Source organism: Oceanimonas sp. MB9, assembly GCF_011319775.1.
GTDB classification, from domain to species: Bacteria; Pseudomonadota; Gammaproteobacteria; order Enterobacterales; family Aeromonadaceae; genus Oceanimonas; species Oceanimonas doudoroffii.
This window is the reverse complement of the sequence record NZ_VFBE01000005.1, coordinates 759,243-782,336: the sequence shown is the minus strand read 5'-3', so window position 1 is coordinate 782,336 and position 23,094 is coordinate 759,243. Positions and strand designations below refer to the sequence as shown.

The window sequence follows — 23,094 nt, the reverse complement described above, 5'->3', positions numbered from 1 at the left end:
CATTACTCGTCTTCCTCAAAATACCAATAGCCCTGGTTCACCAGCGGCAGCAGGCAGTCGAGCAGGTTGCGGGGCGCCTTCAGGCAGGCCACTTCCGGGCCACAGATGCGGGCCTGATCACACAGCAGTGCAATGGCGTCGGCATCGGGCTCGGCCAGCTGATAACGGTCGCCATCCAGATAAAACACATCCGCGCTGCCTTCATGGTAGAAACAACGCACACCGCCCAGGCGGTAGAGGTGGTCGCCGTGATCCAGACGCAGCACCAGTTCTTCCAGGCTGTAGACGGGCTCGGCGGTTTCAAGATCGAGGTCGTGTTTGGCTTCCGAAATCATTTCGCCAAACCAGTCATTCAATCGAGTGTCGTCGTCGAGCAGCTCGCGCATCAGTGTCTTGACCTGATCCATCACGCTGGCATCGAGGCGGCCATGGGCGGCGGCGGCACTCATGCCGGCATCGTCAAAACGCCGGGTGCCGTCGACGTGGGCCAGCAGATGGTCGGCAAAGCTCGAAAACAGATCCCGGGCGTCCGGGGCACGAAAACCGATGGAATAGTTCATTGCCGGGGTCTCGGCGTAGCCCTCATGAGGGCAGCCGGGGGGAATGTAAATCATGTCGCCGGGCTGCAATACCTCGTCGATCACCGCCTCGAACTCGTCGCAGTGACGCAGGGCGCCGTGGGCGGCGAACTCCCGCAGGTGTTGGCGCTCCCCTACCCGCCAGCGGCGGCTACCGGCGCCCTGAAGAATAAAGACACCGTACTGGTCGATGTGCGGACCCACGCCACCGCCCGGGGTGGAAAAGCTCACCATGACGTCGTCAAAACGCCAGCCGGGAATAAAACGAAACAGCTCGGCCAGATCCTGCACGCCGGGGTGCCACTGGTTGACCGCCTGCACCAGCAGGGTCCAGTCGTTTTCACCCAGGTGGTCGTATGACTCGAAAGGCCCGGTTTCCGCCTGCCAGCGGTCCTGCTCACGCCAGACCCGGCGGGATTCGATATGGGGCTCGAGGGCCAGGCCGGCCAGCTCGTCGGGGCTCAGGGGATCATCAAATTCGGGCAGGGCAGCCTTGAACAGGCGCGGCCGGCGCTGCCAATCGTGGGCCAGAAAGTGGTCGATATCCAGTTTAAGTGGGCTGTGCATGAAAAACTCGCAACGAGGGCATAATGGCGTTAACTATGGCCGCCATTATGCCCGCGGCGCGGGCATAATCATAGGTACAAGCCGCCCGGCGTGGGTATAACGACGGGAGTAAGCCGGCACCAAGACAGAAACGGGTCGGTTCAGAGTGCGTCAAAGGCCGGGTGGTAGGTCACCAGGCCGGCGGGCGCCGGCTGTTTCAGGGCCAGCGCCATAAAGGCATCGCCGGCATCGGGATAGGGGCAGGTCAGCCCCAGCTCCCGCGCCGGACGAAAGCCAAAGCGCTGGTAATAGGCCGGGTTGCCCAGCACCACGATGCCGGCCCAGTCAAAGTCGTTGGCGGCCTGAATGGCCTCACGAATCATCTCCGAGCCCACGCCCTGATTCTGGCAGTCGGGCCACACGCTCACCGGGGCCAGTCCCAGCCAACCGATGTCCTCACCGTTGATCAGCACCGGGCTCATGGCCAGATGGCCAATCACGGCGCCCTCATACTCCGCTACCTGGCTGACACTGATGGCGCCCTGCTCGCGCAGGGCCAGCACCAGGTCGGCCTCGTCGGGGCGGTCAAAGGCGGCGTACACCACCTCATCGATATCGTCGCCGTCACCGGGACGTTCGGTTCTGCAAATCAGCATACTGCCTTCCGTACGCTCAGGGTGCCAGGCGGGAAATGGTCCAGCCGTCCTGCTCGCGCTGGTACACAAAGCGGTCATGCAGCCGGTTGGCGCCTCCCTGCCAGAATTCCACCGCATCGAATTTCACGCGAAAGCCGCCCCAGAAGCTGGGCAGCGGCACCTCGCCGCTGGCGAACTTCTGCTTCATTTCCAAAAACTTGGCTTCCAGCAGGCCTCGGGCCGAGATCCGTGAGGACTGTTTTGATACCCAGGCGCCAATCTGGCTGTCCTTGGGGCGGCTGGCGAAATATTTCATCACCTCGGTGGCGGCGAGTTTTTCAACCTGGCCGGTAATGTGCACCTGGCGCTCCAGTGGATGCCAGGGAAACAGCAGGCTGATGCGGGGATTGTGGTTAAGGTGCGCGGCCTTGCGGCTGCCCATGTTGGTGTAAAACACAAAGCCCTGCTCATCCACCTGCTTGAGCAGCACGATGCGCTGATAAGGCTGGCCTCGCTCGTCGACCGTGGCCACCACCATGGCGGTGGGATCGGGCAGCCCGGCGGCAATGGCCTGCTGCATCCAGGTTTCAAACAAGGCAAGGGGGGTGTCGGGCAGGTCATTACGCCGCAGGCCGCCCTGCAGGTATTCCCGTCGGTAATCCGCCAGCTCCATGTGTGTTGTTTCCGTCGGCTGAAAGTGGCTTCATTGTGCAAAGCCGGCTCGGGCTTGGCAAGTGTTGTTGCCAGGACGTGGGACGCAGAGACGTGAAATGTAAGGGGTGAGGAGAGAAATGAAAATAAAAAAGCCGGAGAAGGACTCTCCGGCTTTGGCGTTAACCGAGTGGCTTATTCGGCGCTGTCGGTCTTGGCTTCTTCGCTGGCCTCGGCGGCAGGCGCTTCGGCTTCTTCCGGCTTGTTCGCTTCCTTGATGGACAGGCGAATGCGGCCCTGGCGGTCCACTTCCAGCACCTTGACCTTGACGGTGTCACCCACTTTCAGGTGATCGGACACATTCTTCACCCGCTCTTCGGTGATCTGGGAGATGTGCACCAGACCGTCCTTGCCGGGCAGAATGTTAACAAAGGCGCCAAAGTCGGCCAGACGAACCACCTGACCTTCGTAGATGGTGCCGCTTTCCACTTCCGCGGTCAGCTGTTCAATGCGGCGAATGGCGGCCTTGGCGGCTTCACCGTCAACGGCGGCAATCTTCACGGTGCCGTCGTCATCCAGCTCGATGGTGGTACCGGTTTCTTCGGTCAGGGCGCGAATGGTGGCGCCACCCTTGCCGATCACATCACGGATCTTCTCAGGGTTGATCTTGATGGTGTGAATACGCGGCGCGAAGTCGGAAATGTCGGCACGGGGCGCCTGCAGGGCCTCGTCCATCACCTTCAGAATATGCAGGCGGGCGTTGCGGGCCTGGTTCAGGGCCACTTCCATGATTTCCTTGGTGATGCCTTCGATCTTGATGTCCATCTGCAGGGCGGTTACGCCCTCGTTGGTTCCGGCCACCTTGAAGTCCATGTCACCCAGGTGGTCTTCGTCACCCAGAATGTCGGACAGTACCACAAAGCCTTCTTCTTCCTTCACCAGACCCATGGCGATACCGGCCACCGAGGCCTTGATCGGCACACCGGCGTCCATCAGGGCCAGTGAAGTACCACACACGGAAGCCATGGAGGAAGAGCCGTTGGATTCGGTGATCTCGGACACCACCCGCACGGTGTAGGGGAATTCTTCCGCGCTCGGCATCACCGCGGCCACGCCGCGCTTGGCCAGGCGGCCATGACCGATTTCCCGACGCTTGGGGCTGCCGACCATGCCGGTTTCACCCACGCAGTAGGGAGGGAAGTTGTAGTGCAGCATAAAGCGGTTGGCGCGCTCGCCGGTCAGCTCATCGATCAGCTGGGCGTCACGCTCGGTGCCCAGGGTCGCGGCCACCAGGGCCTGGGTCTCGCCCCGGGTAAACAGGGAAGAGCCGTGGGCACGGGGCAGCAGGCCGGTGGCCACGTTCAGGGCACGGATCATGTCGGGCTCACGGCCATCGATACGCGGCTCGCCGCGAACCACACGGCCACGCACGATGGTTTTTTCCAGCTTGCCCAGCAGTTCCTGGATTTCCTTGATTTCCGCTTCCGGTGACTGCTCCAGTACGGCGGCCTGTACCCGAGCCTTGATATCGGCAATGGCGTCGCGACGGGCGGTCTTGTCGGTGATGCGGTAGGCTTCACCCAGCTCGGCGGAGGCCAGCTCGGCGACCTTGGCCTTGAGGGCCTCGTTTTCGGCCTTGGGCTGCCAGTCCCAGGGCTGGGTGCCCACTTCGGCGGCCAGCTCGTTGATGGCGTTAATGGCGGCCTGCATCTGCTCGTGACCGTACATCACGGCACCCAGCATGACGTCTTCGGGCAGCACAGAGGCTTCGGATTCCACCATCAACACGGCACCGGCGGTACCGGCCACGACCAGATCCAGCTGGCTTTCCTTGAGCTCGGTGATGCTGGGGTTCAGCACGTATTCACCGTTCAGGTAACCCACACGGGCGGCACCAATGGGGCCGGCAAAGGGAATGCCGGAGATGGCCAGGGCGGCGGAGGTGCCCAGCATGGAAATGATGTCCGGGGCGATTTCCGGGTTGGCGGACATCACGGTGGCAATCACCTGAACTTCGTTTTTGAATCCATCGGGAAACAGCGGACGAATGGGACGATCGATCAGACGCGCGGTCAGTGTTTCACCTTCGGTGGGACGGCCTTCACGCTTGAAAAAGCTGCCGGGAATACGGCCGGCGGCGTAGGCCCGCTCCTGGTAGTTGACGGTCAGCGGAAAGAAGTCGCGGCTTTCGTCGGCTTCGCGCTTGCCGACCACACTTACCAGCACGGAAGTGTCGTCGATACTGGCCATCACGGCGGCGGTAGCCTGACGGGCGATCACGCCGGTTTCAAGGGTGACGGTATGCTGACCGTACTGGAAGGTCTTTACGATAGGATTCACGTGGTAGATTCCTTTAACTGTTTGATTCTTTAATACGCCGGCACAGTATACTTGATTCCTGTTTAAAGGACAGAATGGCTGGAATAAAAGCGTAAGGGGTAAGGCGTGAAGAGTGAGGTGGATGCTTTACCCCTCACAACTAAAAAACAGGCAATAAAAAAGGGAGCCGAGGCTCCCTTTTTAACAAGGCTTTGGAGTCGATTAACGACGCAGGCCCAGCTTTTCGATCAGGGCACGGTAGCGCTCTACGTCTTTGCGCTTCAGGTAGTCCAGCAGGTTACGACGCTGGGATACCATGCGCAGCAGGCCGCGGCGGCTGTGGTGATCGTGGATGTGCTGCTTGAAGTGGCCCTGCAGGTGGTTGATCTGGGCGCTCAGCAGAGCTACCTGCACTTCGGGAGAGCCGGTGTCGCCTTCGCCACGGGCGAATTCGGCAACGATCTGGGCTTTGGTTTCAGCATTTAGTGACATGGTGTCTACTCCAAATAACATGAATGAATTCCAGCCGATCACTAATTCAGCCGGAAGGAAGCACGGCATTCTACCAGCAACGCCGCGCTTGGCAACCTGAAATGCGCGCTAAATTCAGCGCACCAGCCGGCGCGGCGCCACCTTGCCGTCGTCATCGATTTCACCGACGCCGACAAAACGGTGGTCTTCGCCCACCGTCATGCGCACAAACCCCTCAAGGGGCGCGCCCGACACCTGCACCGCCTGGCCGTGCAGCAGGTAACCGGCCACCAGCTCCGACAGGTTCACCTCGGGCAGGCTCTGCACCGCGGTGTCCATCGGCAGCAGCAGCGGATCCAGCTCCACCCGGGGCGAAATCTCATTGGCCTTGCAGTTGTCGAGAATGCACTGCAGCTGCTCCAGGGTCAGCATGCGTTCGCCCGGATATCCGGCCACCGCCAGCCGGCGCAGCACGGTCACGTGGGCACCACAACCCAGGCGCTCGCCCAGATCGTCGACGATGGTGCGAATATAGGTACCCTTGCTGCAGTGTACTTCCAGCTCCACCTCGTCTCCTTCAAAGCGAATGAGCTTGAGCTCAAACACCGTGATCGGGCGCGCTTCCCGGGGTACCTCAATGCCTTCCCGGGCGTACTGATACAGGGGTTTGCCCTGGTACTTGAGCGCCGAATACATGGAGGGGATCTGTTCAATGTCGCCGCGAAAGTGATCCAGCGCCTCAATCAGCTCGCCGGTGGACACATTCACCGGGCGGGTCTCCACCACTTCACCATCGGCGTCACTGGTGTCGGTGCGCTCACCGAGCTTGGCCACCACCCGGTAGCGTTTGTCGGCATCAAGCAGAAACTGGGAAAACTTGGTGGCTTCACCCAGGCAGATCGGCAGCATGCCGGTGGCCAGCGGGTCCAGGGCACCGGTGTGGCCGGCCTTGGCGGCGGCGTAGATACGCTTGACCTGCTGCAGGGCATCGTTGGAGGTAATACCCGCCGGCTTGTCGAGCAGCAGAATGCCGTCTACCTCACGGCCGCGAAAACGTCGCTGACGCCCCATCTCAGTCCTGCTCCTTGTCGTCTTCGTCGTCGCGACCGGCGCTGCGGCGCTTGTCTTCGGCGACGGTGCTCGACACCAGGGTGGAGATGCGCATGCCTTCCACCAGGCTCTGATCATAGGAGAAGCGCAGCTCCGGGGTGACCCGCAGGCGCATGGCCTTGGCCACCAGGCTGCGAATATAACCGCTGGCGTCCTTCAGCGCCTCCATGCCCTGCTCCACGCGCTCGGCGTCGTTGTCGAGAAAGGTCACGAATACCTTGGCGTAATTAAGATCCCGGGACACTTCGACTCCGGAAACGGTGACCATGCCCAGACGGTCGTCTTTGATTTCCCGCTGCAGGATAACGGCAATCTCTTTTTGCAGTTCCTGTGCTACCCGGCGGGTACGGCTGAATTCTCTGGCCATTGCTTTTTTCCAAGACAAAGGGGGCCTCGAGGCCCCCGTTGATAACAGTGTTCAGACGTGGTTGGCCGCGACCTTACAGGGTGCGCTGCACTTCCACAATCTGATATACCTCGATCTGGTCGCCTACGCGCACGTCGTTGTAGTTCTTCACGCCGATGCCGCATTCCATGCCGTTACGCACTTCCTGAACGTCATCCTTGAAGCGACGCAGGGATTCCAGCTCGCCTTCGTAAATCACCACGTTGTCGCGCAGTACGCGAATCGGATTGCTGCGCTTGACCACGCCTTCGGTGACCATACAGCCGGCGATGGCGCCGAACTTGGGTGAACGGAACACGTCACGCACCTGGGCCAGGCCGATGATCTCCTGCTTGAACTCGGGTGCCAGCATGCCGGTCATGGCCTGCTTCACTTCGTCCAGCAGCTCATAGATCACACTGTAGTAGCGCAGATCGATCTCTTCCGCCTCGATCATCTTGCGGGCGGAAGCGTCGGCACGCACGTTGAAGCCCAGAATGATGGCGTTGGACGCGGCCGCCAGGCTGGCGTCGGTCTCGGTAATGCCACCTACGCCGGAGCCCACGATCTTCACCTTCACTTCGTCGGTGGACAGCTTCATCAGCGAGTCGGAGATCGCCTCGATGGAGCCCTGTACGTCCGCCTTCAGCACCAGGTTGACCTCGGCCACTTCGCCTTCGCTCATGTTGGCGAACATGTTCTCCAGCTTGGCCTTCTGCTGGCGGGCCAGCTTGACTTCGCGGAACTTGCCCTGACGGTACAGCGCCACTTCCCGGGCCTTTTTCTCGTCCCGTACTACCGTGGCTTCGTCACCGGCAGTTGGCACGCCGGACAGGCCCAGAATCTCTACCGGAATGGACGGACCGGCGGCTTTCACTTCGCGACCCAGCTCGTCCTTCATGGCGCGTACCCGGCCGTACTCCAGGCCGCACAGCACGATGTCACCCTGGTTCAGGGTGCCGTCCTGCACCAGCACGGTGGCCACGGGGCCGCGGCCCTTGTCGAGACGGGATTCGATCACCACGCCGGAGGCCATGGCGTCGTATACCGCGGTCAGCTCCAGTACTTCGGCCTGCAGCAGGATAGCTTCCAGCAGTTCGTCGATACCGGTACCAGCCTTGGCGGAGATGTGTACGAAAATGTTTTCGCCACCCCAGTCTTCCGACATCACGCCGTGCTGAGCCAGTTCGCTCTTGACCCGATCCGGATCCGCTTCCGGCTTGTCCATCTTGTTCACGGCCACGATCAGCGGCACTTCGGCGGCCTTGGCGTGCTGAATGGCTTCAATGGTCTGGGGCATCACACCGTCGTCGGCGGCCACCACCAGAATCACGATGTCGGTGGCCTTGGCACCACGGGCACGCATGGAGGTAAAGGCCGCGTGTCCCGGCGTATCCAGGAAGGTGATCATGCCGTTCTCGGTTTCTACGTGGTAGGCACCGATGTGCTGGGTAATGCCGCCGGCCTCGCCAGACGCCACCTTGGTACGACGAATGTAGTCCAGGGTGGAGGTCTTGCCGTGGTCAACGTGACCCATGATGGTCACCACAGGCGCGCGGGACTTGCGCTCGGCGTCGGTGTCACGGTCGGACAGCACGCGCTCTTCCAGCTCGTTTTCGCGGCGCAGCACCACCTTGTGGCCCATTTCCTCGGCCACCAGCTGAGCGGTTTCCTGATCGATCACCTGGTTGATGGTGACCATAGCGCCCATCTTCATCATCGCCTTGATGACTTCGGTGCCCTTGACCGCCATGCGGTTGGCCAGCTCGGCCACACTGATGGTTTCGCCGATTTCCACTTCACGGCTCACCGGCTGGGCCGGCTTCTGGAAGCCATGCTTCATGGACTTGGGCGTCATCACCTTGGCGCGCTTGCCCTTGCGCTGGCGCTCGTTGCGGCTTTCGCGATCTTCACGATCTTCCTTCGACTTACCACCCTTGCGCTTCTTGCCACCGGTGCGACGGGCTTTCTGCTCTTCGCTCTGATCGGCTTCGTCTTCGGCGGCACGGGCGTGCTGGCTGGTGGTCACGTGGTAGTCCGCGTCTTCCGGCTTCTTGGCCGCTTCTTCGGCCCAGCGCTTCTCGTTTGCTTCCGCCAGCTTGCGCACTTCTTCCGCCTTCTGCTGGGCTTCCAGCTCGGCTTTGCGCAGGGCTTCTTCTTCGCGCTGTTTCTTCAGGTTTTCTGCTTCGCGCTTGGCCATCTCATCCGCCTTTTTCTGCTCTTTGCTCTGGGACTGGTCGGTCCCCTGCTCGGTGTTCTTCTGAGCCTGCAGCTGAGCCTGACGGGCTTTTTCTTCCGCTTCACGCTTGGCTTTTTCTTCCGCTTCGCGCTTGGCTTTTTCTTCCGCCTCGCGCTTGGCTTGTTCTGCTGCTTCTCGTTGGGCCGCTTCCTCGGCCTCACGACGCGCCTGAGCCTCGGCTTCCTGGCGCGCCTTTTCTTCCTCTTCACGACGCTGGTCTTCGAGCGCATCGCGTCTTACGTAGGTGCGCTTCTTGCGCACCTCTACCTGCACTGCCTTGCTCTTGCCGCCGGCACCCTGAACACTCAGGGTACTCATGGTCTTGCGCTGCAGGGTCATCCGTTTGGGTTCATTATCGTCATTGGCACCGTGCTGCTTTTTCAAATGCGCAAGCAAGGCGGCCTTTTCAGTTTCGGAAACGGTGTCGTTGCCGGATTTCTCCATGCCCGCCTCACGAAACTGCTGGATCAGACGATCAACCGGCGTGTCGATGTCACTGGCAAGTTGCGTCAATGATACTTCTGCCATTCATTTACCTCCGATGATCTTAATCTTCGTTCTGCTCTCCGAACCAGCAGATGTTACGGGCAGCCATGATGAGTTCGCCCGCGCGGGTCTCATCGAGGCCTTCAATGCCTTCCAGGTCGTCAATGCCCTGCTCTGCCAGATCTTCCAGATTCCCGACACCACGGGCGGCCAGTTGATAGGCCAGCTCGCGGGTCATGCCGGTCAGACCCAGCAGGTCTTCTGCCGGCTCTACCCCTTCAAAGGATTCTTCCTGGGCCAGGGCACGGGTAGTCAGTGCGTCCTTGGCCCGGTTGCGCAGCTCTTCGACGGTATCTTCGTCCAGACCTTCCACACTCAGCAGCTCGCTGACCGGAACATAGGCGATTTCTTCCAGGGTGGAGAAGCCTTCGCCCACCAGCAGGGAAGCAAAGTCGTCGTCGATGTCCAGGCTGTCTACAAACAGGGTAATGATCTTGTCGTTTTCGGCCTGGTGCTTTTGCTGCAGGTCTTCCACCGTCATCACATTCAGTTCCCAACCGGTCAGCTGGGAAGCCAGGCGCACGTTTTGACCATTACGGCCAATGGCCTGGGCCAGGTTGCCGGCTTCCACGGCAATGTCCATGGAATGGGCGTCTTCATCCACGATGATAGAGGCCACATCGGCCGGCGCCATGGCGTTGATCACGAACTGGGCGGGATTGTCGTCCCACAGCACGATGTCCACGCGCTCGCCACCAAGCTCACCGGATACCGCCTGCACACGGGCACCACGCATGCCCACACAGGCACCGATGGGATCGATGCGGCGGTCGTTGGTCTTGACCGCAATCTTGGCGCGGCTGCCCGGATCCCGGGCGGCGGCCATGATTTCGATGATTTCTTCACCGATTTCCGGCACTTCAATGCGGAACAGCTCTTTCAGAAATTCCGGGTTGGAGCGGCTGACAAACAGCTGGGCACCACGGGCTTCGGGGCGAACTGCGTAGAGCAGACCACGCACCCGGTCACCGGAGCGGAACGACTCGCGGGGCAGCAGATCTTCGCGGAAGATCACGGCCTCGGCATTGTTGCCCAGATCCAGGATCACGTTGTCGCGGGTGGCCTTTTTCACCACACCGGTGATGATTTCGCCTTCCTGGTCCTGGAACTGCTCCACCACCTGCATGCGCTCGGCTTCACGCACCTTCTGCACGATAACCTGCTTGGCAGTCTGGGTGGTGATGCGGTCAAAGGTGATGGACTCGATTTGATCCTCTACGTAGTCACCGACCTGAATTTCGGGCTCGTCGATCTGGGCCGCTTCCAGGGTGATTTCCCGGTAGGCGTTGGTCAGGGACTCCTGATCTTCCACCACCTGCCAGCGACGGAAGGTATCGAAGTCGCCGCTCTTGCGGTCGATGGCAACCCGGACTTCGATGTCGCCTTCGTATTTTTTCTTGGTGGCCGTGGCCAGCGCGGTTTCCAGCGCCTCAAAAATTTTCTCGCGAGGCACCGCCTTTTCGTTGGAAACGGCGTCTACAACCAGCAATATTTCTTTATTCATGTCCGAGGGCCTCGTCAGTCAAAGTTCGGAACCAGATTTGCTTTTTGAATGTTGGCGTAGGCCACGGGAAATTCCTGGCCATTCACCTCCAGCCGGACCATGGTGTCGTCGGCCGACACCACAATGCCTTTGAGTTTGCGGCGATTGTTCACGGCCATGCGCAGTGCCAGTTCGGCCTCCTGGCCGATAATGGCCTGGTAATGGGCCGGTTTGAACAGAGGTCGTGCGAGCCCCGGGGATGAGACTTCCAGATCATACTCGGTGGAAATGGGATCTTCCACATCCAGCACGGCGCTGACCTGCCGGCTGACTTCGGCGCAATCGTTCACATCGATGCCGTTTTCATGATCGATGTACAGCCGCAGGGTCGAGTGACGGCCGGCGCGAACAAATTCCAGCCCCAGCAGTTCAAAGCCCAGCGCCGCTACCGGTTCGCTGAGCATCTCGGTCAATCGTTGTTCCAATGTAGCCAAAGCTACCCCCTTCAAAAACAAAAAAAGGGCTCGCAGCCCAGTTTAAATATGCATCGCCAAACCGATGCCAAAGTCCAGATAACAAAAAGCCCCGATATTCAAATCGGGGCTATTCACCTGGACCCTGATTGTCGCCTCGCAGCGACCATTCATCGTGAGCAGACGATGAACGTGAAATTGGTTGCGGGGGCCGGATTTGAACCGACGACCTTCGGGTTATGAGCCCGACGAGCTACCAGGCTGCTCCACCCCGCGTCCGAAATCGTGCGAGATTATAGTCAAATCGAGCATTCATCTCAACCGGACTATAAATTGGTGCCGAGAGCGGGACTTGAACCCGCACGCCCATACGGGCACTACCCCCTCAAGATAGCGTGTCTACCAATTCCACCATCTCGGCAAAAACTTAGTTGGGTACGTCGCTGCCGCTTTCGACCGGAACGTCACCCTGAACAGGAGTTTCAACTACTTCGGGAGCCGTCAGGTCTTCCCACTCACTGCTCTGCTTGGTTGCATTGGTAGAGAGATTACCAAGCACCAGGCTTACTACAAAGAAACCAGCCGCCAGCAATGTGGTCGTCTTGGTCAGGAAATTACCTGAACCGCTGGATCCGAAAACCGTATTGGATGCACCCGCTCCGAAGGAGGCGCCCATATCGGCGCCTTTTCCTTGCTGTATCAGCACCAGGCCAATCAGGGCAAGGGCTATCAGCAGGTACACCACCAAAAGAATCTCGTACATTTTGCTACCTTTGGTTGGCGCTCGCTTCCCTTGGCAGGCTGCCCTTGGGAGCGGGGCTAATACTAGCGACACCCCCGATGGGATACAAGCGCAATTTTAAAAAATTCGTTCAAGTGCATAAAAAGAAGGCAAAGCGATGATTACACAACCGTTTTTGCCTGAAGTGTGAGAAGACGGAGGTAATTAAGCGCATTTTACTTCCCTCCTCACACTCCACCCGGTTCAGACCACCGCTTCGGCGATGTATTCGGCCAGGCGGCGCACCTGGGGCTCATCGGCGCCTTCCACCATCACTCGAATCAACGGTTCCGTGCCCGACTTTCGCAATAGCACTCGGCCCTTGCCGGCCAGCTCCGCCTCGGCCACGGCCACCCGTTGTTGTACTTCTTCCTGGGCCAGGGGATCGGTGCCGGGAGCATAGCGCACATTAACCAGTACTTGGGGAAACAAAATCAGCCCCGTACGCAGCTCGGCCAGCGTCTCCCCTTGGTTGATCAGGGCCCGCAGCACCTGCAGCGCGGCGACGATGCCATCACCGGTGCTGTTGTGATCCAGGCTGATGATATGGCCGGAGTTCTCACCACCCAGTTTCCAGCCGTGCTCCTTGAGCTGCTCCATGACGTAACGATCCCCTACCTTGGCGCGCTCAAAGGGAATGTCCAGCTCTGCCAGGGCCAGCTCCAGGGCCATGTTACTCATCAGGGTGCCAACCACGCCACCACCGAGCTTGCCCCTGCGCTGGGCGTCCCGGGCAATGATGTACAACACCTCGTCACCGTCCACCAGGGCCCCGGTGTGATCCACCATGGCCAGGCGGTCGCCGTCACCGTCAAAGGCAATACCCAGGTCGGCACCATGCTCCCGCACCGCCGCCTGCAAGGCCGCCGGGGCGGTGGAACCGACGCCGTCGTTGATGTTAAGCCCGTTGGGCTGCACGCCGGTACGGATCACCTTGGCCCCCAGCTCTTCAAACACCGCCGGCGCAATGTGATAGGTGGCACCATGGGCACAGTCAAGCACTATGGTCAGGCCATCCAGGTGCAGACCGCTAGGAAAGGTGCTCTTGCAGAACTCAATGTAACGGCCGGCGGCATCGTTGATACGGCTGGCCTTGCCGAGCTGATCCGACGGCACGCAGTCCATGGGCTGATCGAGCATGGCTTCAATGGCCAGCTCCACCTCGTCGGGCAGCTTGGTGCCGTCGTGAGAAAAGAATTTGATGCCGTTGTCGTAATAGGGATTGTGTGACGCACTGATGACGATGCCCGCCTCGGCCCTGAAGGTGCGGGTCAGGTAGGCAATGGCCGGGGTCGGCATGGGGCCCAGCAGTGCCGCCTGCAGGCCGGCGGCAGACAGGCCCGCTTCCAGTGCCGACTCCAGCATGTAACCGGAAATACGGGTGTCCTTGCCAATCAGTACCTTTCTGGTACCGGTTTGCGACAACACCTTGCCGGCGGCCCAGCCCAGCTTCATCACAAATTCGGGGGTAATGGGGTACTCACCGACCCGGCCGCGTACGCCGTCGGTACCAAAATATTTTCTGCTCATGAAGATTGTTCCTGATAGTGGGCGGCCCTGCGCCATACGCGCAGGGCGTCGACCATTTCCTTTACATCGTGCACCCGTACAATTTGCGCGCCTTGCGCCACTGCAAACAGATGGGCCGCCAGGGTACCGGCCAGGCGCTCACCGACCTCACGATCCAGCAACTGGCCAATCATCGACTTGCGCGACATACCTGCCAGCAGTGGCAGTCCGAGCCGGTGCAGCTCGCCGATGCGGCCCAGCAGTTCGTAATTGTGCTCCAGGGACTTGCCGAAGCCATAGCCAGGATCCAGACAAATGCGCTCGCGGGGAATGCCCGCCGCCGCACAGGCGGCCAACCGTTCCTCGAGAAAAACGGCTACCTCGGCGGCCACATCGTCGTAATCCGGCGCCTGCTGCATGGTACGAGGCTGACCCTGCATGTGCATCAGGCAGACGGCGGCACCGCTGGCAGCAGCCACCTGCAAGGCACCGGGCTCGCGCAGGGCGCGAATGTCATTGATCAGATCGGCCCCGGCCCCGACCGCCTCGCCCATGACCACCGCCTTGCTGGTATCCACCGATATCCAGCAGTCCAGCTCGGCCCGCAGCCGTTCAATAACGGGCACCACCCGTTCCAGCTCCTGCTGCTCGGCCACCTCATCGGCACCGGGCCGGGTCGACTCACCGCCCACATCAATAATGCTGGCACCGTCGGCCACCATTTGCAGGGCATGGCGCAGGGCGGCGTCCTGGCCGTGAAAACGGCCGCCGTCGGAAAAAGAGTCTGGGGTGATATTGAGCACACCCATTACCTGTGGCGTGGAAAGATCCAGCGTACGGGATAAAGAAGATAACAACATAAACGGGTGATTCCTAAAAACAAAAAGCCCCGGTAAGGATGACCGGGGCTTAATTTATCATAAAACTCAGTTGCTGGTGGCGTCACCGGGCTTGTTCAGGTCGGGAGACGTCGCTTTTTTGTCTTCGCCCTCTTCCTGCTTGTCACCGGTGCCGGCGGTCGGCCCCTGGGGCTTGTCACCGTGCTCATCCTTCCAGTCGGCGGGCGGACGGACATCCCGGCGCGCCATCAGATCGTCGATCTGGCGAGCGTCAATGGTCTCGTACTTCATCAGCGCGTCCTTCATGGCATGCAGAATGTCGATGTTATCGTTCAGGATCTGCTTGGCCCGGTTGAAGTTGCGCTCAATGACCTGCTTGACCTCGGCATCGATCAGCTTGGCGGTTTCATCGGACATGTGCTTGCTCTTGGCCGCGCTGCGACCCAGGAACACTTCGCCCTCTTCTTCCGCATACAACAGGGGGCCCATTTTTTCGGACAGACCCCACTGGGTCACCATCTTGTGGGCGATTTCGGTGGCCCGCTCGATGTCGTTGGACGCGCCCGTGGTCACCTTGTCAAAGCCATAGATGATTTCTTCCGCCAGGCGGCCGCCGTACAGGCTGGAAATCATCGACTCCAGGTGCTGCTTGCTGTAACTGAACCTGTCCTGCTCGGGCAGATACATGGTCACACCCAAGGCTCGGCCACGAGGTATGATGGACACCTTGTACACGGGATCGTGCTCAGGCACGATACGGCCCACAATGGCGTGACCGGCTTCGTGATAGGCGGTCATTTCCTTTTCGGACTCGGACATCACCATGGAGCGGCGCTCGGCACCCATCATGATCTTGTCCTTGGCCTTTTCGAACTCTTCCATCGACACCAGACGGCGACCGCCACGGGCGGCAAACAGGGCGGCCTCGTTCACCAGGTTGGCCAGATCGGCACCACTGAAGCCAGGGGTACCCCGGGCAATCAGGGAAGCCTCTACGTCGTCGCCCAGCGGTACACGACGCATGTGTACCTTGAGGATCTGCTCACGGCCACGTACATCGGGCAGCCCTACCACTACCTGGCGGTCGAAACGGCCCGGACGCAGCAGTGCGGGGTCGAGCACGTCGGGACGGTTGGTGGCGGCGATGACAATAACGCCCTCGTTGCCTTCAAAGCCGTCCATTTCCACCAGCATCTGGTTCAGGGTCTGCTCGCGCTCATCGTGCCCGCCACCCAGACCGGCACCACGCTGGCGACCGACGGCATCGATTTCATCGATAAACACGATACAGGGCGCGGACTTCTTGGCCTGTTCGAACATGTCGCGCACTCGGGAGGCGCCCACACCCACGAACATTTCCACAAAATCGGAGCCGGAGATGGTAAAGAAGGGCACCTTGGCCTCGCCGGCAATGGCCTTGGCCAGCAGGGTCTTACCTGTGCCGGGTGGACCTACCAGCAGAATACCGGTAGGAATTCGGCCACCCAGCTTCTGGAAGCGGCTGGGATCACGCAGGTAATCCACCAGCTCCTTCACGTCTTCCTTGGCCTCGTCACAGCCGGCCACGTCGGCAAAGGTGGTTTTCACCTGATCTTCGCTCATCAGCCGCGCCCGGCTCTTGCCGAAGGTCATGGCGCCCTTGCCGCCACCGCCCTGCATCTGGCGCATAAAGAACACCCAGACGCCGATCAGCAGCAGCATGGGGAACCAGGAAATAAAGATGGACGTCAGCAGGCTTGGCTCTTCCGGCTTTTCGCCCACTACCCGCACATTATTGTTGAGCAGATCGTTAAGCAGCTGAGGATCTTCGGAAGGCATGATGGTAGTAAACCGATCACCGCTGCGCTTGACGCCGTTGATAGTCTGGCCGTCCATACGCACTTCACGGATCTGGCCCTGGGCCACTTCCTGCACAAAGGTGGAATAATCCGTCTGGCGGCCGGACGGTTCGCCGGGGCTGAAGCTCTGGAATACCGACATCAACACCACGGCAATGACCAACCACAGGATCAAGTTTTTCGCCATGTCACTCAAATTACTAACCTCACCGGCTGACAGTTTATGACTGAAACAGGGTACTACAGTTTAAAACCTGTAGCCACAATGTAGACTTCGCGGGAACGAGCCCGGGAAGAGTCTGGTTTTCTTACCTTGACCGTAGCAAAAGACCGGCGTACTTCGCCGAGAAATTCATCAAATCCGGCCCCTTGGAACACTTTCACCACGAAACTGCCTCTGGAAGCAAGTACCTGCCGGCACATATCCAGGGCCAGCTCCACCAGGTACATGGCCCTGGGCTGGTCCACTTCGGGCGTGCCACTCATGTTCGGCGCCATGTCCGACAGCAGCACATCCACCTTGTCGTCCCCTACCCGTTCCAGCAACGCATTGAGCACGTCTTCGTCACGGAAGTCACCCTGCAGAAAATCGACGCCGGCAATGGGGTCCATGGGCAGAATGTCACAGGCGATAACCTTGCCGGCCTGGCCCACCTGCTCGGTGGCGTACTGACTCCAGCCACCCGGGGCGGCCCCCAGATCCACCACCGTCATGCCGGCACGCAGCAGTTTGTCGCGGCCCTGCAGTTCTTCCAGCTTGAATACGGCTCGCGAGCGCAGGCCCTTCTTTTGCGCCTGTTGTACATATTTGTCGTCAAAATGTTCCTTCAGCCAGCGGGTTGAGCTGGCCGAGCGTTTCTTTTTGCCCATTAATTTGTCGCTCTGCTATTACCATTAATGCCTAGATGGGGGTACAATGCTCCCCTTTCAACCTGATTAACCGAAGCATTTTGCAATGACCCTGAACAATAAGCAAAGACAATACCTCAAGGGACTGGCCCACAGCCTGAAGCCGGTGGTATTGCTTGGCCAGCATGGCCTGACCGAAGGCGTACTGGCCGAGATTGACCTGGCCCTGAACCACCACGAACTGATCAAGGTCAAGGTCGCCGCCGAAGACAGGGACGTCAAAAAGCTGATCATGGACGCCATTGTGCGCGAAACCGGCGCCGTCAAGGTACAGACCATTGGTCACATTCTGACTATCTACCGTCAGAGCGAGCAGAGAAAAATCATTCTGCCCAGGGGCTGACCCGGCCCGTCACAGCGAGGTCCGGTCGGGCCTCGCTGATATTCCCTTCCAGGGTACCCCCTCACCCCGTTGTAACCTTGCCTTCTGCCCTTGTGCAACAACAAAATGATGGCCGCCGGCCAAACTGCTCCTAATCTTAAAGGGAACTTGCCAGGCGCAACTGTCCATGCCTCACCGATACCTTGACGATGAAGAGCTGGCCATGCTGAACGAGGTGTTTCGTCAGCAACATGCCGAGCCCCCGCTCAGCCTGTCCATTCACATGGACGCGGCACTGCGCCCCTTGCTGTCCGATGCCTCGACCCTGGAGCTGACCCTGACACTGGACGGTATTTATCTGATCTTTCCCCTCAGCCTGGATCAGCGCCAGGAGCATGCCGAAGAGGCCCGTCTGTGTGTGCCCGAGATTATCTCCGGCGGGGTGCAGGAACGGGCCTGGCGCCTGCCCTCACCCGCCGGGGTGCGGCTGTTGCGCGACAACGGCCTGCCGCTGGCAGCGGACATTGCCGATCTCTCGGTCAGCGGCATGCAGCTGGTCTCGGCACATCCCTTGTTCCGGCAGCAGGTCAGCCGACGGGTATTACTGGAGCTGAACGACGGCCAGCGCTTACCGATGCAGCTGGAGTTGTTGCGCAAACGGCGTCAACGGGGCGTGTGCATCAGTTCGGTGCAGTTTGAGCTGGCCATTGCCGACAGGCTGGCGTTGTCGGAATTCGTGTTTCGGGAGTTTCTGAAAAGCAGGGAGCAGGAGCGGCGCTGAACGGCCACTCCCGGCGCAGGTTACAGGTACTCGACCTTGATGATTTCGTATTCCACGTCACCGGAGGGCGTCTTGACCACGGCAACATCGTCTTCTTCCTTGCCGATCAGGCCCCGGGCGATGGGCGAATTGACCGAAATCAGGTTGGCCTTGATGTCGGACTCATCGTCGCCCACGATGCGGTAGGTGATTTCGCGCTCGTCATCCACGCGGAACAGGGTCACGGTGGAGCCGAAGATCACCTTGCCATTGTTGGGCATGCGAGTGATGTCGATGACCTGGGCATTGGACAGCTTGGACTCGATTTCCTGAATGCGGCCTTCGCAAAAGCCCTGCTGCTCACGGGCGGCATGATACTCGGCGTTTTCCTTCAGATCGCCGTGCTCGCGGGCCTCGGCGATGGCTTCAATAATCTGGGGGCGACGCACCGACTTGAGGTGGTCCAGCTCTTCACGCAGCTTTTGCGCGCCGCGAATGGTCATGGGTGTTTGTTTCATGGTGGAAACCCGGTTCCTTTCAAACAACAAAATAACAAGAGCCCTGCCGGAACAGGGCTCAAATCGTTAGCATTTTTACATGGCCAAAGGCCGCTTTGGCTGTAGGACCAGCCTAATACAGCGGGCTTAGCGGGTCAAATCGTCAAAGAAACGCTTAACCCCGTCAAAGAAGCCTTCCGACTTGGGCCTGTGCTTCTTGGCCGCAGAGCCGCCGCAGGAGTCCTCGAGCTGACGCAGCAGCTCCTTCTGCTCTTCGGTCAGGTTCACCGGAGTCTCGATGTAGACCTTGCACACCAGATCCCCGAGCTGGCCGTTGCGGGCCGAACGCACGCCCTTGCCCTTGAGCCGGAACATGCGACCGGTCTGGGTTTCGGCGGGGATCTTGAGCTTGACCCGGCCGTCCAGGGTGGGCACTTCCACCTCGCCTCCCAGGGCCGCGGCGGTGTAGCTGATGGGCACTTCGCAGAACAGGTTGTTGCCGTCGCGCACGAAAATTTCGTGCTCACGCACGTGCATCTGCACGTAGAGGTCACCCGCCGGGGCGCCGGCTTCACCCGCCTCCCCTTCGCCGGACAGGCGAATGCGATCGCCGGTGTCCACACCCGCCGGAATTTTCACCGACAGGGTTTTGGTCTTCTGGTAACGACCTTCGCCATGACACGTGGTGCAGGGATCACTGATGATCTTGCCCTTGCCGCGGCAATGAGGGCAGGGTTGCTGCACGGTGAAAAAGCCCTGACGCATCTGCACCTGGCCATGGCCATGGCAGGTGGGGCAGGTCTTGGCCTGGGTACCCGGCTTGGCGCCGCTGCCGTCACAGACATCACAGCCGACCAGGGTGGGCACCTTGATCTCTTTGGTCACGCCCCTGACCGCTTCTTCCAGGGTCAGCTCCATGTTGTAGCGCAGATCCGATCCGCGGGCAGAACGCTGCTGCCGGCCCCGTCCGCCGCCGAAGATGTCGCCGAATACGTCACCGAAAATATCACTGAAATCGGCACCGCCGCCAAAACCGCCGTGGCCACCGTGCTGACCATTGACCGCATCGTGGCCAAACTGGTCGTAGGCCGCCCGCTTCTGGGCATCGGTGAGCACCTCGTAGGCCTCGGTGGCTTCCTTGAACTTGTCGGCCGCGTCGGCATCGTCCTTGTTGCGATCGGGATGATATTTCATCGCCATTCGCTTGTAGGCTTTCTTTATTTCGCGCTCGTCGGCTCCCTTGGAGACGCCAAGCACCTCATAGTAATCTCGTTTCGACATAGCTTGCGTGCTTACCTGCTGATTAACACAAAGGCGGGCGTTGGTGTCCCAACGCCCGCACGGTCAGCGTCTGTGCGCCGGGGTTGCCTTACTTCTTGTCTTCTTTGACTTCTTCGAATTCGGCATCCACCACGTCATCGTCGGCCTTGTTGCTGCCGGCATCCTGAGTCTGGGCACCCGCATCCTGGGCCTGAGACTGAGCCTTGGCCTGAGCGGCCTCCATCAGCTTCTGGGACGCCTCCAGCAGCGCCTGCTGCTTGGCTTCGATCTCGGCCTTGTCTTCACCACGAACGGCGGTTTCCAGTGCGCTCAGGGCAGACTCGATGGCACTCTTGTCGTCGGCGGCCAGGGCGTCACCGGCTTCTTCCAGCTGCTTGCGGGTGGCGTGAGCCAGACCGTCGGCCTGGTTGCGGGCCGCTACCAGCTCTTCGAACTTCTTGTCTTCCGCGGCATTGGCCTCGGCGGCGCGTACCATGGCATCGATCTCTTCCTCGCTCAGACCGGAAGAGGCCTGAATGGTGATCTTCTGCTCCTTGCCGGTGTCCTTGTCCTTGGCGGACACGTGCAGAATACCGTCGGCGTCGATGTCAAAGGTCACTTCGATTTGCGGCAGGCCACGCGGCGCCGGACGAATGCCTTCCAGGTTGAACTGGCCCAGTGACTTGTTGTCGGCGGCACGCTTGCGTTCACCCTGAATAACATGAATGGTCACGGCAGACTGGTTGTCTTCGGCAGTAGAGAACACCTGGGACTTCTTGGTCGGAATGGTGGTGTTCTTCTCAATCAGCGCGGTCATCACGCCACCCATGGTCTCGATACCCAGAGACAGCGGGGTCACGTCGAGCAGCAGCACGTCCTTCTTGTCACCGGACAGTACGGCACCCTGAATGGCGGCACCCACGGCCACGGCTTCATCGGGGTTCACGTCCTTGCGCGGCTCCTTGCCAAAGAAGTCACTTACGGCCTTCTGCACCAGCGGCATACGGGTCTGACCGCCCACCAGAATAACGTCGTCGATATCGGACACGGACAGGCCGGCATCCTTGAGCGCGGTGCGCACCGGATCCAGGGACTTTTTGACCATGTCTTCTACCAGGGACTCCAGCTTGGCCCGAGTTACCTTGATGTTCAGGTGCTTGGGACCGCTGGCGTCGGCAGTGATGTAGGGCAGGTTCACCTCGGTCTGCTGGGCGGAAGACAGCTCACACTTGGCTTTTTCGGCGGCTTCCTTCAGACGCTGCAGGGCCAGCATGTCGTTGCGCAGATCGAAGTTCTGCTCGCGCTTGAACTCTTCCACCAGGTAGGTGATCAGGCGGTTGTCAAAGTCTTCACCACCCAGGTGAGTATCACCGTTGGTAGCCAGTACTTCAAAGGTCTTTTCGCCGTCCATGTCATCGATTTCGATGATGGAAATATCAAAGGTACCACCACCCAGATCGTATACGGCCACCTTGCGGTCACCCTGAGCCTTGTTCACGCCATAGGCAAAAGCGGCGGCGGTGGGCTCGTTGATGATACGTTTTACATCCAGACCGGCGATGCGGCCGGCATCCTTGGTGGCCTGACGCTGGGCGTCGTTGAAGTAGGCCGGCACGGTGATAACGGCTTCGGTGACGGCCTCACCCAGATAGTCTTCGGCGGTCTTCTTCATCTTCTTCAGCACTTCGGCAGAGATCTGCGGCGGTGCCATTTTCTTGTCTTTGGCTTCCACCCAGGCGTCGCCGTTGTCGGCATTAACGATGCTGAAGGGCATGATCTTGATGTCGCGCTGCACTTCTTCGTCTTCAAAGCGACGGCCGATCAGGCGCTTGATGGCAAACAGGGTGTTTTTGGGGTTGGTCACGGCCTGGCGCTTGGCGGGCTGACCTACCAGGGTTTCGCCATCGTCGGTATAGGCGATGATGGAGGGAGTTGTGCGGGCACCCTCGGCGTTTTCAATGACCCGTGGAGTATCCCCGTCCAGGATCGCAACGCAGGAGTTGGTGGTACCCAGATCGATGCCGATGATTTTACCCATAGAATCCTCTCTTGATATTGCTAATTCGGTAACAAGCGTTTGGTGTATTTTGCTTTAACGTCTATATGTGGCTGCCGGTGAAGGCTTTCAAGACGACGGTCACATTTTTTTGCTGAAACTGGTTCAGGCCTGAGTGTCGATGGCCGGGCCCTTGGCCACCATGACCATGGCGGGGCGCAGCACCCGGCCGTTAAGCTCATAGCCCTTCATCATCACCGCCAGCACGGCATTGGGCGCCACTTCGTCGCTTTCCACCATGCTCATGGCCTGGTGCTTGTTGGGGTCAAAGGGCTGGCCCTTGGGGTCGATGGGCTCAACGCCGAATTTTTCCACCACGTTCAGCAACGACTTCAGGGTCAGCTCCACGCCTTCGTGCACTGCCTTAAAGGCATCGCTTTCCTCACTGGTGTGCTCGATGGCCCGTTCCAGGCTGTCGATCACCGGCAGCAGCTCACCCGCAAACTTTTCCAGGGCAAATTTTTGTGCCTTTTCCACGTCCTGCGCGGCGCGGCGGCGAATATTTTCCATCTCGGCCACGGCACGCAGGGCGTTGTCCCGCTCTTCCTTGGCACTGCTTTCGGCGGCGGCCAGTTTCTGTTCCAGTTCGGCGACATAAGCCGCATCGGGCTGGACGGCATCCTGCGCTTGCTCGACCTGCTCAGCCTCGGCGGCCGGCTGTTGCTCCTGCTCGAGTTCTGCGGCCTGCTCCGTATCCACCTGATTCTGCTTGCTGCTCATGTTGTCTCCCGTCAGTATCAATGAACTTTGCTGGCTATATGGGGACGCGGATTGTCATTTCAAGGGCGAAAGCACAGAGACTTGCATTCCCCCTGGTAGCACTTGGGCAACACTCTGATTAGAATGGCGATTATTCAACAACGTCGAGCAATGTGGACCGCTTCGCC

The 23,094-nt window shown here is 59.9% G+C and carries 21 protein-coding genes and 2 tRNA genes; 2 read left to right on the top strand and 21 right to left on the bottom strand.

The genetic code is table 11. From position 1 onward, the window contains the following. Positions 1-2 precede the first annotated feature (2 nt). The 17 genes from OJHNALOF_RS06905 to rlmE all read right to left on the bottom strand — a co-directional run bounded on the left by OJHNALOF_RS06905 (position 3) and on the right by rlmE (position 17,273). Entirely contained in the window at positions 3-1,145 is a 1,143-nt protein-coding gene (locus tag OJHNALOF_RS06905; protein WP_165661568.1) for a cupin domain-containing protein, read from the bottom strand. Positions 1,146-1,285: 140 nt separating this feature from the next. Continuing rightward, a complete protein-coding gene (locus tag OJHNALOF_RS06900) occupies positions 1,286-1,780 on the bottom strand; it encodes a GNAT family N-acetyltransferase (protein WP_094199825.1) in 495 nt (164 codons plus the stop codon). A 16-nt stretch (positions 1,781-1,796) separates the two neighbouring features. Continuing rightward, positions 1,797-2,432: a pyridoxamine 5'-phosphate oxidase gene (pdxH, locus tag OJHNALOF_RS06895; protein WP_094199826.1), complete on the bottom strand. Its 636-nt coding sequence runs from the start codon at positions 2,430-2,432 to the stop codon at positions 1,797-1,799. Positions 2,433-2,605: 173 nt separating this feature from the next. After that, positions 2,606-4,750 (bottom strand): polyribonucleotide nucleotidyltransferase, encoded by a 2,145-nt coding sequence (gene pnp, locus OJHNALOF_RS06890; RefSeq protein ID WP_165661567.1) that lies wholly within the window; start codon positions 4,748-4,750, stop codon positions 2,606-2,608. A gap of 201 nt (positions 4,751-4,951) precedes the next feature. Then, positions 4,952-5,221: a 30S ribosomal protein S15 gene (gene rpsO, locus OJHNALOF_RS06885; RefSeq protein ID WP_094200563.1), complete on the bottom strand. Its 270-nt coding sequence runs from the start codon at positions 5,219-5,221 to the stop codon at positions 4,952-4,954. Positions 5,222-5,335: 114 nt separating this feature from the next. After that, positions 5,336-6,271, bottom strand: a complete 936-nt coding sequence (truB, locus tag OJHNALOF_RS06880) for a tRNA pseudouridine(55) synthase TruB (protein WP_094199828.1) — start codon at positions 6,269-6,271, stop codon at positions 5,336-5,338. 1 nt (position 6,272) lies between these two features. Further along, a complete protein-coding gene (gene rbfA / locus OJHNALOF_RS06875) occupies positions 6,273-6,677 on the bottom strand; it encodes a 30S ribosome-binding factor RbfA (RefSeq protein ID WP_094199829.1) in 405 nt (134 codons plus the stop codon). Positions 6,678-6,750: 73 nt separating this feature from the next. Next, positions 6,751-9,462, bottom strand: coding sequence for a translation initiation factor IF-2 (gene infB, locus OJHNALOF_RS06870; RefSeq protein ID WP_094199830.1), 2,712 nt, complete (start codon positions 9,460-9,462; stop codon positions 6,751-6,753). A 19-nt stretch (positions 9,463-9,481) separates the two neighbouring features. After that, on the bottom strand, positions 9,482-10,984 hold the full coding sequence (gene nusA, locus OJHNALOF_RS06865; protein ID WP_165661566.1) for a transcription termination factor NusA: 1,503 nt from the start codon (positions 10,982-10,984) through the stop codon (positions 9,482-9,484). Positions 10,985-10,998: 14 nt separating this feature from the next. Then, on the bottom strand, positions 10,999-11,457 hold the full coding sequence (gene rimP, locus OJHNALOF_RS06860; RefSeq protein WP_014291934.1) for a ribosome maturation factor RimP: 459 nt from the start codon (positions 11,455-11,457) through the stop codon (positions 10,999-11,001). A gap of 178 nt (positions 11,458-11,635) precedes the next feature. Then, positions 11,636-11,712 (bottom strand) — tRNA-Met (locus OJHNALOF_RS06855). Positions 11,713-11,770: 58 nt separating this feature from the next. Further along, positions 11,771-11,857, bottom strand: a tRNA-Leu gene (locus OJHNALOF_RS06850). A gap of 6 nt (positions 11,858-11,863) precedes the next feature. Then, positions 11,864-12,199 (bottom strand): preprotein translocase subunit SecG, encoded by a 336-nt coding sequence (gene secG, locus OJHNALOF_RS06845; RefSeq protein WP_094199832.1) that lies wholly within the window; start codon positions 12,197-12,199, stop codon positions 11,864-11,866. A 222-nt stretch (positions 12,200-12,421) separates the two neighbouring features. Next, on the bottom strand, positions 12,422-13,747 hold the full coding sequence (gene glmM / locus OJHNALOF_RS06840; protein WP_165661565.1) for a phosphoglucosamine mutase: 1,326 nt from the start codon (positions 13,745-13,747) through the stop codon (positions 12,422-12,424). After that, positions 13,744-14,586, bottom strand: a complete 843-nt coding sequence (gene folP / locus OJHNALOF_RS06835) for a dihydropteroate synthase (protein ID WP_165661564.1) — start codon at positions 14,584-14,586, stop codon at positions 13,744-13,746. Before folP ends, glmM begins: the two co-directional genes overlap by 4 nt. A 66-nt stretch (positions 14,587-14,652) precedes the next feature. Then, a complete protein-coding gene (ftsH, locus tag OJHNALOF_RS06830) occupies positions 14,653-16,599 on the bottom strand; it encodes an ATP-dependent zinc metalloprotease FtsH (RefSeq protein ID WP_165661563.1) in 1,947 nt (648 codons plus the stop codon). A 44-nt stretch (positions 16,600-16,643) separates the two neighbouring features. Further along, entirely contained in the window at positions 16,644-17,273 is a 630-nt protein-coding gene (gene rlmE, locus OJHNALOF_RS06825) for a 23S rRNA (uridine(2552)-2'-O)-methyltransferase RlmE (protein WP_165661562.1), read from the bottom strand. 85 nt (positions 17,274-17,358) lie between these two features. Between rlmE and yhbY the strand changes: the two genes are divergently transcribed. Both yhbY and OJHNALOF_RS06815 read left to right on the top strand, forming a co-directional pair. Continuing rightward, a complete protein-coding gene (gene yhbY / locus OJHNALOF_RS06820; protein WP_094199837.1) occupies positions 17,359-17,655 on the top strand; it encodes a ribosome assembly RNA-binding protein YhbY in 297 nt (98 codons plus the stop codon). Positions 17,656-17,821: 166 nt separating this feature from the next. Beyond that, positions 17,822-18,415 carry a PilZ domain-containing protein gene (locus OJHNALOF_RS06815; protein ID WP_165661561.1) on the top strand — a complete coding sequence of 198 codons (594 nt, stop codon included), beginning with the start codon at positions 17,822-17,824 and terminating at the stop codon, positions 18,413-18,415. Between the two features lie 20 nt (positions 18,416-18,435). Here the strand turns inward: OJHNALOF_RS06815 and greA are convergent, their stop codons facing one another. From greA to grpE, 4 genes are all read right to left on the bottom strand, one after another. Further along, positions 18,436-18,912, bottom strand: coding sequence for a transcription elongation factor GreA (gene greA / locus OJHNALOF_RS06810; protein WP_094199839.1), 477 nt, complete (start codon positions 18,910-18,912; stop codon positions 18,436-18,438). 126 nt (positions 18,913-19,038) lie between these two features. Next, on the bottom strand, positions 19,039-20,172 hold the full coding sequence (dnaJ, locus tag OJHNALOF_RS06805; RefSeq protein ID WP_094199840.1) for a molecular chaperone DnaJ: 1,134 nt from the start codon (positions 20,170-20,172) through the stop codon (positions 19,039-19,041). An 88-nt stretch (positions 20,173-20,260) separates the two neighbouring features. After that, the gene (gene dnaK / locus OJHNALOF_RS06800) at positions 20,261-22,189 is read right to left on the bottom strand and encodes a molecular chaperone DnaK (RefSeq protein ID WP_094199841.1); all 1,929 of its coding nucleotides are present in this window, start codon (positions 22,187-22,189) and stop codon (positions 20,261-20,263) included. 123 nt (positions 22,190-22,312) lie between these two features. After that, complete coding sequence (gene grpE, locus OJHNALOF_RS06795) at positions 22,313-22,927, bottom strand: nucleotide exchange factor GrpE (protein ID WP_094199842.1); 615 nt, start codon at positions 22,925-22,927, stop codon at positions 22,313-22,315. Positions 22,928-23,094: the final 167 nt, after the last annotated feature.

What these genes read in the sequence shown, in the direction of transcription:
- OJHNALOF_RS06905 (WP_165661568.1), bottom strand. Translation starts at nt 1,145, where the DNA reads ATGCACAGCCCACTTAAACTGGATATCGACCACTTTCTGGCCCACGAT.
- rpsO (WP_094200563.1), bottom strand. Translation starts at nt 5,221, where the DNA reads ATGTCACTAAATGCTGAAACCAAAGCCCAGATCGTTGCCGAATTCGCC.
- nusA (WP_165661566.1), bottom strand. Translation starts at nt 10,984, where the DNA reads ATGAATAAAGAAATATTGCTGGTTGTAGACGCCGTTTCCAACGAAAAG.
- dnaJ (WP_094199840.1), bottom strand. Translation starts at nt 20,172, where the DNA reads ATGTCGAAACGAGATTACTATGAGGTGCTTGGCGTCTCCAAGGGAGCC.
- glmM (WP_165661565.1), bottom strand. Translation starts at nt 13,747, where the DNA reads ATGAGCAGAAAATATTTTGGTACCGACGGCGTACGCGGCCGGGTCGGT.
- OJHNALOF_RS06815 (WP_165661561.1), top strand. Translation starts at nt 17,822, where the DNA reads ATGCCTCACCGATACCTTGACGATGAAGAGCTGGCCATGCTGAACGAG.
- grpE (WP_094199842.1), bottom strand. Translation starts at nt 22,927, where the DNA reads ATGAGCAGCAAGCAGAATCAGGTGGATACGGAGCAGGCCGCAGAACTC.
- infB (WP_094199830.1), bottom strand. Translation starts at nt 9,462, where the DNA reads ATGGCAGAAGTATCATTGACGCAACTTGCCAGTGACATCGACACGCCG.
- dnaK (WP_094199841.1), bottom strand. Translation starts at nt 22,189, where the DNA reads ATGGGTAAAATCATCGGCATCGATCTGGGTACCACCAACTCCTGCGTT.
- yhbY (WP_094199837.1), top strand. Translation starts at nt 17,359, where the DNA reads ATGACCCTGAACAATAAGCAAAGACAATACCTCAAGGGACTGGCCCAC.
- rbfA (WP_094199829.1), bottom strand. Translation starts at nt 6,677, where the DNA reads ATGGCCAGAGAATTCAGCCGTACCCGCCGGGTAGCACAGGAACTGCAA.
- rlmE (WP_165661562.1), bottom strand. Translation starts at nt 17,273, where the DNA reads ATGGGCAAAAAGAAACGCTCGGCCAGCTCAACCCGCTGGCTGAAGGAA.
- greA (WP_094199839.1), bottom strand. Translation starts at nt 18,912, where the DNA reads ATGAAACAAACACCCATGACCATTCGCGGCGCGCAAAAGCTGCGTGAA.
- secG (WP_094199832.1), bottom strand. Translation starts at nt 12,199, where the DNA reads ATGTACGAGATTCTTTTGGTGGTGTACCTGCTGATAGCCCTTGCCCTG.
- pdxH (WP_094199826.1), bottom strand. Translation starts at nt 2,432, where the DNA reads ATGGAGCTGGCGGATTACCGACGGGAATACCTGCAGGGCGGCCTGCGG.
- truB (WP_094199828.1), bottom strand. Translation starts at nt 6,271, where the DNA reads ATGGGGCGTCAGCGACGTTTTCGCGGCCGTGAGGTAGACGGCATTCTG.
- OJHNALOF_RS06900 (WP_094199825.1), bottom strand. Translation starts at nt 1,780, where the DNA reads ATGCTGATTTGCAGAACCGAACGTCCCGGTGACGGCGACGATATCGAT.
- folP (WP_165661564.1), bottom strand. Translation starts at nt 14,586, where the DNA reads ATGTTGTTATCTTCTTTATCCCGTACGCTGGATCTTTCCACGCCACAG.